A 7776-nucleotide genomic window follows, 5' to 3' on the forward strand; every position below is an offset into this window, starting at 1 on the left:
GACGACTACGGTCTTCGTGGATTCCGGCAGCGGCCAGTTGCCGCTGCCGCCTGAGCTCACCACGTTAGTGCTCGAGTTGGTCGATCTCGTCGGCCGAGGCTGCGCGGTGTCCGTCGGCAGCATCCCCAACGAAGTGACGACGACAGTGGCAGCACGGATGCTGAACATGTCGCGCCCGTCGTTGATGAAACTGGTTCGCGACCAGCAACTTCCGGCACACAAGGTCGGTTCACATACCCGCCTCTTCAGCCGGGATGTGCTGGCGTACCGTCACGCTCGCCTCGACGAGCAGAGTGCGGCATTCGACGAACTGCGAGCCATCGAAGAAGAGTGGAACGTGCGCGACTGATCGGTTGCCACAACTAGGTTCAACCCTCGTGCCCCACCCGCTACCATGTGCCGCATGGCAGGTGGGTGGGCAACGAAAGTCCTTGCAGACGCGAACATTCTGCATTCCCGGACCCTGCGGGACTGGTTGAGCCTGCTGTATTTGCGCGGCGGTAACGGGATGTTCCAGGTCTACTGGACGGAGGACATCATGGCCGAAACTCTCTACAACAGACGCAACCGATGCGCCCATGTTCGCCGAGCGCATCCGGGCGTATCTGCAAGTCACCGATGTCAGCCACCTCGGCGGCAACCTTTCCTGACACCCGTCCCCGGACTGTCAGCACCCGGCGCGGGCGCATGCGGGAAAATGGCTCGGTGACCACCGAGAAACCGCGCCCGGGACCGCCGGCGATGAGCCCGACCATCCTGGTGATCGCGCTGTCGCGGCGGGTCGAGGCGGAGTTGAGTGCGGCGCTGGGGCCGCTGGATCTGACGGTGGCGCGGCTCGGGTTGCTCGGGCATATCAACGGTGTGCCGGGGGCGTCGTTCAGTGAGCTGGCGCGGATGTCGGGGACGAGTGTGCAGAGCGTGCATACGGCCGTGAAGTCTCTTGTCGGGGCGGGGCTTGTGCAGGACCGGACCGCGCGTGCCGGGTCCGCGTCGGCGATCGAGCTCACCGAGGCCGGGGCGCAACTGCTCGGCGAGGCGCGAAAAGTGCTGGCGCAGGTGGATACTCAGCTTTTCGGGCCGGAGGCGGACCCGATTCAGCGGCGGGTCGGCACTGCCATCGTCGCCGCGTTCAACGGCGCGTCGCCGCCCTGACCTGCGCGGGCACCGGACGTGACAAATCCGACCTTCAATGTTGTTGAAACTCGCGCTAAGCTTCAGCCACATTGAAGGTCGGAGGGAGTCGGTAGGTGGAACATCTGTTGCTGTCCGTGCATGTGGTCGCGGGCATCGTCTTCGTCGGGGGTTCGGCGGTCGCGACCAGCCTGTTCCCCCGCTATGCCCCGGTCGCCGCGGGCGGCCCCGACCCCGAGTCGGTGCGCAGCAGGTCCGTGGCCGTCGCCCTGCACCGGATCACCGGCAACTACGCCAAACTCGCGATCATCGTCCCGGTGATCGGCATCGTGCTGGCCACGATCCAGGGCCGGATGAACGAAATCTGGATCACCACCGCCATGGTGACCACCGCGATCGCGGGCGGTCTGCTCGCCGTGCAGATCCACCCGATGCAACGCGAAGCGCTCGACGAACCCGACGGCGGCAAGCGCCTGCGGGTGCTGTCGATGCTGGCAGGCATCTACAACCTGCTCTGGACGGCCGTGGTCGTCCTCATGATCGTCCGTCCCGGATCCGCTAGCTAGGGAGAATCTTTCCGCCTCAGCCTGTCCTCAGGTAACCGTCTTAGCGTGTGCTCCTGTGACTTTCACGCAGGGGAATACAGGGAGTTCACGGCGCAGTCTCAGCGGGTGGGGACGCACTGCGCCGACCGTTGCCGAGGTGCTGCGCACGCCGGATATCGCGGTGATCGCCGAGCGGGTGCGCACCGCGGGACCGCGCGGGGTGATCGCGCGCGGACTCGGGCGCAGCTACGGCGATCCGGCGCAGAACGGCGGCGGGCTGGTCGTCGACATGACCGCGCTCGACCGCATCCACAGCATCGATCCGGACAGCGGAGTCGCCGATGTCGACGCGGGCGTCAGCCTGGACACCCTCATGCGCCGGGCGCTGCCGTACGGGCTGTGGGTTCCGGTGCTGCCTGGTACCAGGCAGGTGACGGTCGGTGGCGCCATCGGCTCCGATATCCATGGCAAGAACCATCATTCGCAGGGCAGCTTCGGCAATCACGTGGTGTCCCTTGACCTGCTCACCGCCGACGGATCGGTGCGCACCCTGACGCCGGAGGGCGCGGAGGCCGAGCTGTTCTGGGCGACGGTCGGCGGCATGGGACTGACCGGCATCGTCACCGGCGCCCGAATCCGGTTGAAGCACACCGAGACCGCGTACTTCATCGTCGACAACGACCGCACCCGCGATCTCGACGAAACGATGGAATTGCTGACCGGCGGGTCCGACGACGGCTACGACTACTCGATGTCGGTGCCGGACACCATTTCCACCGGCGCGAAGCTCGGCCGTGCGGGCTTCAGTCGCGGGTCGCTCGCGACACTGGACCAGCTGCCGACGAAACTCCGCGGCACACCGCTGAATTTCGATGCGCCGCAGCTGTTCACCGTGCCTGACATCTTCCCGAACGGGATGGTCAACGGCGTGACGACCAGGATCGCGGCCGAGGCGGCGTATCGCCTGTTCCCGCGCCGGGCACGCGGGCGCATCCAGAATCTGACGCAGTTCTATCACCCGCTGGATCTGCTCGGGGAATGGAATCGGGCCTACGGTCGGCGCGGGTTTCTGCAGTACCAGTTCTCGATGCCGTTCGGCGCCGAGCAGCAGCTCGCCGACGCGGTGCGGGCCATCGCCGAGTCGGGCCATCACTCGTTCCTCAATGTCTTCAAGCGGATGGGTCCGGGCAACCCGGCGCCGCTGTCGTGGCCGCATCCCGGCTACATGCTGAGCCTGGACTTCCCGCTCACCGCCGGACTCGACCGGTTCTGCACCGAACTCGACGAACGGGTGCTCGCCGCGGGCGGACGGCTGTACTTCGCCAAGGACTCGCGGACCACGCCCGCGATGATCGCGGCGATGTACCCACGGCTCGACGAGTGGCGGCGGGTGCGGGATCGGGTCGATCCCGGCCTGGTCTTCGTGTCGGACCTCGCGCGGCGACTCCGGCTGGTCGGGTCGCCGGCTCTCCCTGCGCCGCGCTGACCACCCGAGCCGCTCAGCCCGTTCGGCTGCCGAGCGAACGTGCGACGAAAGGCCAAGAGGTCTTCAGATCGTCTTCCCAGTAGCCCCACGAATGGGTACCGGCAGCACGCTCGTCCATCGTCACCGGGATATTCAGAGCACGGAGGCGGTTGGCGAGGTTGACCGTGCAGAAGTGCACCGCCGCTTCGATAGGGCCACCGAAAGCGATCTGGATCGGCAGCGGAATCCTGCCGTCCTGGACTCGCGCGTCCGCGGGCGTGTCGTGCGGTGCAGCGGGGAGTCCGGTGCCGGTGCTCAGATAGATATCTGTGCCGCGTAGCCCTTCCGCGTTGACCAGCGGATCGTTTGCCCGCCACAGCGCACTGTCGCGGGGGCCCCACATGTTCTCGATACTCTGTCCTCCGCCCCAGGTCTCGACGGTGATCCGCACGAACTCCTGCCCGATGGGGTCCGAGGTCTGGGCGCAACCGCTGAAGGAGGCCACACTGTTCCAGAAGCCGGGCTTGGCGATCGCCAGATTCAGCACCGAGGTGCCGCTCATCGATACACCGACCAGGGCCCGGTTTCCGTCCGCGCGCAGGTAGTCCTCCACTACCGGTGGCAGCTCCTCGTTGAGAAACGTCTGCCACTTGTTGCGGCCGAGCGCCGGGTCGTCTCGCACCCAATCGGTGTAGTACGAGCTGGCTCCCCCGACCGGAGTGACAACGTTGACATCTTTGGCGCGCAGGAATTCGTGGGCGTCGGTCTGCGCGTCCCACCCGCTCTGGTTCGGGCCGCCTTGCGAACCATTGAGCAGATACATCGTCGGCCGCGGGATTGTCGTGTCCGCGGCCCGGATGACCTGCACAGTGATCGGCTTGTCCATCGCGGCCGAGAAAACGGTGATGTCTTGGCGCCGCTCGTCGACAGCAGCAACCGCGACAATGCGCGCAGGCTCCGGCTCCGCGTTGGCCACCGGTGCCGGGATCACCAGCCCGGCGGTGGTCAGGGCGCCCAGCGCCAGCTGCAACGTTGTCGTGCGACCGGTTGGTCGTTGCTTCTTCACTGTCGGGAACATAATGGGGATTTCGGGCCGCACGTCTTCACGGATTGGTCGATCCGCCGAGTTTCTGATGCGGACTTCCGCTGAAGTCCCCGCTGACGATGGCCTGATGGACTACCTGCTCTGGGTGTTCGGCGTCGGCCAGTCGTGCGGTATTCCCAAGATCGCGCTCACACTGCGGATCGCGGACATCACCGCGTGAATGTCGTCGAATCCTTGCCCGAACGCCTCGGTGCGATCAGCGATACGGAACGGGCACAGATATGTGTGCAGAAGATTCGGATCCAGGCGGGGCCGCCCGATGACGATGACAACCGGACCCGAGGTGGTCTCCACAGCCCGCGCCCCGAGCGGTGGGCCGAAATCACGGGCGGATGCGGCAGGTCCGCCGACACCTGGGCGGGGGACCGTGGGTTTCCTCGAACCTTTTCCGTCGATCGCGCTGCCTGACACACCGAATCGGGCTGCCGCGCTCTGGATGTCGATCAAGGCCGCGTAGACGGCGGACAACCTGTCCGTCCCGCGCACGCTGTGTGTGCTCGTGCCTTCGACTCGATAGATGCAGTGCCAATCCCGTGTGGTGGTGTCATGTCGGGGATCGGCGATTTCTATGTCGACTGTGCGATCACCATCCCTGACGGTAGTCGCTATAACAATTTCACCCAGCTCGGTGTTCACAGATCCTCCCACATGGGTATCCGTGGCGTTCGTCGGTGCGATCAGCAAACGGGCAGGCCTTTCTAGTATTATCTCGGGTACAAATCTCTTCCAAGACGCGGAACAATTGCGGAGAGAGTTCGCTGCAGGCAGCCACATGGGCTGGGTACCGGCACTCGCGATGCGACTACGTCAGCGCACTGTCACCACCCGGGTGTGCCTGCCGGTGGCACCGTCGGGGAATGGCGTGGTGCGGACGTCGGTCTGGACCACACCGGTGACATCGACGGCGCGCACGCGCAGCGTGTGGGTGCCGGGCGAGGCGTCCCACGTCCAGGTCCACTGACGCCAGGTGTCGAGGGAGTAGGCCGCGGCCAGCGTGGCCGGACGCCAACGGCCGTCGTCGACCTGTACTTCGACGGCGGCGATACCACGTCCCTGCGCCCAGGCGACGCCGGCCACAGTGACCGGTCCGGACGGGAGAGTCGCGAAGGCGGCCGGGACGTCGATCCGTGATGCGGTCTTGATGGGTGCCCGCTCCGCCCAGCCACGTTCGGTCCAGTACGCACGGGCCCGGTCGAATCGGGTGAGCTCGAGGTCGACGACCCACTTGGTGGCGGAGACGTAGCCGTAGAGGCCGGGCACGATCATCCGGGCCGGATAGCCGTTGGCGACGGGCAGCGCTTCGCCGTTCATCGCGACGGCCAGCAGTGCGTCCTGGTTGCCGAGGACCGCCGCGAGGGGGGTCCCCGCAGTGAAGCCGTCGACGCTGCGCGACAGGATCATGTCGGCGTCAGGTGCCGGGCCCGCCTCTGCCAGCAGGTCGGCGAGACGATAGCCGGTCCAGGTGGCCGTGCCGGCGAGAGTGCCGCCGACCTCGTTCGACACGCAGGTCAGCGTGATCAGTGATTCGACGGCGTCGCGAGAGCTCAGCGCGTCGAAGTCCAGCACGATCTCCCGCTCCACCATGCCGTGAATGCGCAGGCGCCACTGCGCACGAGTCAGCGACGGAAGCTGCAAGGCCGTGTCGATGCGATAGAACTCCGCGTTCGGGGTGACGAAGCGGGTCAAGCCGGGCACCGGAAGGTCCATCTCGGGCAGCACCGGTGACGCGGGATCGGCGACAGGCGGCAGCACGAAAGCCGAACGGTCGGCCCCGATATCACGCAGACGGCTCCCGACGAATCGTCCTGTCGCCCCCGCGGCTGCCGCACCGGCGGCGACCGCAGCCACGGCGAACAGGAAACCCCGCCGGGTCGGCCCGTCACCGTCACCGCGACCGCGAGCGGCGGGCACGACGAAAAGCAGACAGAGCGCGGCGATTCCGGTCACCGTTCCCACCAGGGCGGGAATCGCGAAAGTCAGTCCCGCGGTCGGCCGCAGCAGCGCGAGGCCGGCCACGGCGGCACCGAGCACGCCAAGGAAACCCGCCCCCAGCGCGGGGCTGCGGCGGGCGACCAGACCGATCAGAACGGCTCCGGCCACCATGACAACGAGCATCGTGATCGCCAGCGCCAGTTTGTCATTGGTGCCGAACCACCGGATAGCGCTGTCTTTCAACCACTTCGGCGTGTGGTCGATGACGGTGGCGCCCAGGACGAAGAACGGGGAAGCGTTCGGATCGATAACCGCCGCGACGAGGTGTCCGACGCCGAGGACGGCCGCGGCGGCGGACGTGGCGGCGAGCGCGGCAGCCGCGGGGCCCAGCGGGCGATAGGTGAATGCGATGCGGCGGACCATGCTGTCACTCCTGAGGTTTCGAGTGCCGGCATGGCCCGCCGCGAGCGGGTCAGCCGACTGTCATGCTGACGATCACCGGTGTGGTCGGGCCGGGCGAACCACCGGCGGGTTCGACTGTCACCGCAAGGGTGTCGGTGGCCTCGACAGCGGTGACCACAGCGGCCGGATCGTCCATGACCGCGACCGAGCGGGGCGAGCCGCCCGCGGGTACGAGCCACAGCTGGTACGTGCGGTCGGCAGGCAGCGCGGGCATGTCGCGGAACGACACCGCCGCGGCACCCAGCGCCGTGGACTCATACACCGTCATCGCGCCGCCACCGGTCACCGCGACCGAGGACTCCCTGCTGTCCGGCTGATCGACCACCTGCTGCGCGGTGATCGCGCCGGTATCGTCGGTCGCCCGGTCGATCACGGCGACCCCGGCCACGACGGCCACGACGGCGGCCGCGGCCGCCATCAACCAGCGCAGATTCCGATGCCTGCCGACCGTGCCCCGGGGGGCTGGCGGACGCACCTGCGGGTCGAGCTGGTCCAGCGCGCGCATCAGCGCGGATTCGAGCCGGGCGGGCGGCGGCACCGAATCGACCACGGTCGCCGCCGCCATCGTCTCCTGGATCCGATGCACGGTGGCGCGGAACTTCGACGCTGTGTCTGGGCCCGCGGCGTCGAGCCAGTCGTCGACAGCGTGCCGTTGCTGGAGTTCCAGCGCGTCCAAGGCGTACGGGTATGCCTGGTCGAGCCACGACTCGGAGATCCACCGATCTGTCTCGCTCATCGGGAACTACCTCCGGTCAAACAGTTTTCCAGTCTTTTCAAGCCGTCCCTGATCCGGCTCTTCACCGTCGGCAACGGCACGTCCAAGGTCTCGGCGACCTCGACGTAGGTGCGCCCGCTGTAGTAGGCCAGCGCCACCGCCTGACGCTGCAGGTCGGTCATCGTCTCGAGGCAGTCCTGTACGGACTGCTCGTCGAGCCGTTGGGTGACCTCCTCGGCCACGATGTCGTGGTCACGGCCGAGGTGGGTGTGCCCGAACACCAGGTCACGGGTGGTGGCCGACTGTTCGGCGCGCACCCGGTCGACCGCGCGGCGGTGGGTCAGCATCATCAGCCAGCCGATCGGGCTGGCCTTGCCTGCGTCGTACTCACCGGCCAGCGACCAGACCTGCAGGAACACCT

General features: G+C 67.2%; 9 protein-coding genes and 1 pseudogene. 5 read left to right on the forward strand and 5 right to left on the reverse strand.

Annotation, left to right across the window (positions count from 1 at the left end; genetic code table 11):
- From ACFWPJ_RS18660 to ACFWPJ_RS18675, 4 genes are all read left to right on the forward strand, one after another.
- Window positions 1–349, forward strand: a 349-nt coding sequence (locus ACFWPJ_RS18660; RefSeq protein WP_378852941.1) for a helix-turn-helix domain-containing protein, incomplete at its 5' end; no start/stop codon positions are given.
- A 356-nt stretch (window positions 350–705) separates the two neighbouring features.
- Window positions 706–1152 (forward strand): MarR family winged helix-turn-helix transcriptional regulator, encoded by a 447-nt coding sequence (locus ACFWPJ_RS18665; protein WP_378852943.1) that lies wholly within the window; start codon window positions 706–708, stop codon window positions 1150–1152.
- Window positions 1153–1247: 95 nt separating this feature from the next.
- A complete protein-coding gene (locus tag ACFWPJ_RS18670) occupies window positions 1248–1697 on the forward strand; it encodes a hypothetical protein (protein ID WP_378852945.1) in 450 nt (149 codons plus the stop codon).
- A gap of 55 nt (window positions 1698–1752) precedes the next feature.
- The gene (locus ACFWPJ_RS18675; protein ID WP_378852947.1) at window positions 1753–3162 is read left to right on the forward strand and encodes an FAD-binding protein; all 1410 of its coding nucleotides are present in this window, start codon (window positions 1753–1755) and stop codon (window positions 3160–3162) included.
- 13 nt (window positions 3163–3175) lie between these two features.
- Here ACFWPJ_RS18675 and ACFWPJ_RS18680 read toward each other — a convergent pair whose 3' ends face one another.
- Window positions 3176–4240: an alpha/beta hydrolase gene (locus ACFWPJ_RS18680; protein WP_378852949.1), complete on the reverse strand. Its 1065-nt coding sequence runs from the start codon at window positions 4238–4240 to the stop codon at window positions 3176–3178.
- Window positions 4241–4274: 34 nt separating this feature from the next.
- Between ACFWPJ_RS18680 and ACFWPJ_RS18685 the strand changes: the two genes are divergently transcribed.
- Window positions 4275–4406: a hypothetical protein gene (locus tag ACFWPJ_RS18685; RefSeq protein WP_378852957.1), complete on the forward strand. Its 132-nt coding sequence runs from the start codon at window positions 4275–4277 to the stop codon at window positions 4404–4406.
- Between the two features lie 281 nt (window positions 4407–4687).
- Here ACFWPJ_RS18685 and ACFWPJ_RS18690 read toward each other — a convergent pair.
- From ACFWPJ_RS18690 to ACFWPJ_RS18705, 4 genes and pseudogenes are all read right to left on the reverse strand, one after another.
- A pseudogene (locus tag ACFWPJ_RS18690) lies at window positions 4688–5020 on the reverse strand (DUF6968 family protein); the annotation flags it as partial.
- A gap of 33 nt (window positions 5021–5053) precedes the next feature.
- Entirely contained in the window at window positions 5054–6601 is a 1548-nt protein-coding gene (locus ACFWPJ_RS18695) for a molybdopterin-dependent oxidoreductase (RefSeq protein ID WP_378852951.1), read from the reverse strand.
- A 49-nt stretch (window positions 6602–6650) separates the two neighbouring features.
- Entirely contained in the window at window positions 6651–7376 is a 726-nt protein-coding gene (locus ACFWPJ_RS18700) for an anti-sigma factor domain-containing protein (RefSeq protein WP_378852953.1), read from the reverse strand.
- On the reverse strand, window positions 7373–7776 hold a 404-nt coding region (locus tag ACFWPJ_RS18705), incomplete at its 5' end, for a sigma-70 family RNA polymerase sigma factor (protein ID WP_378852955.1). The genes ACFWPJ_RS18700 and ACFWPJ_RS18705, both read right to left, overlap by 4 nt.

The sequence above is a fragment of the Nocardia sp. NPDC058497 genome, assembly GCF_042720195.1.
In the GTDB taxonomy this organism is placed as follows: Bacteria; Actinomycetota; Actinomycetes; order Mycobacteriales; family Mycobacteriaceae; genus Nocardia.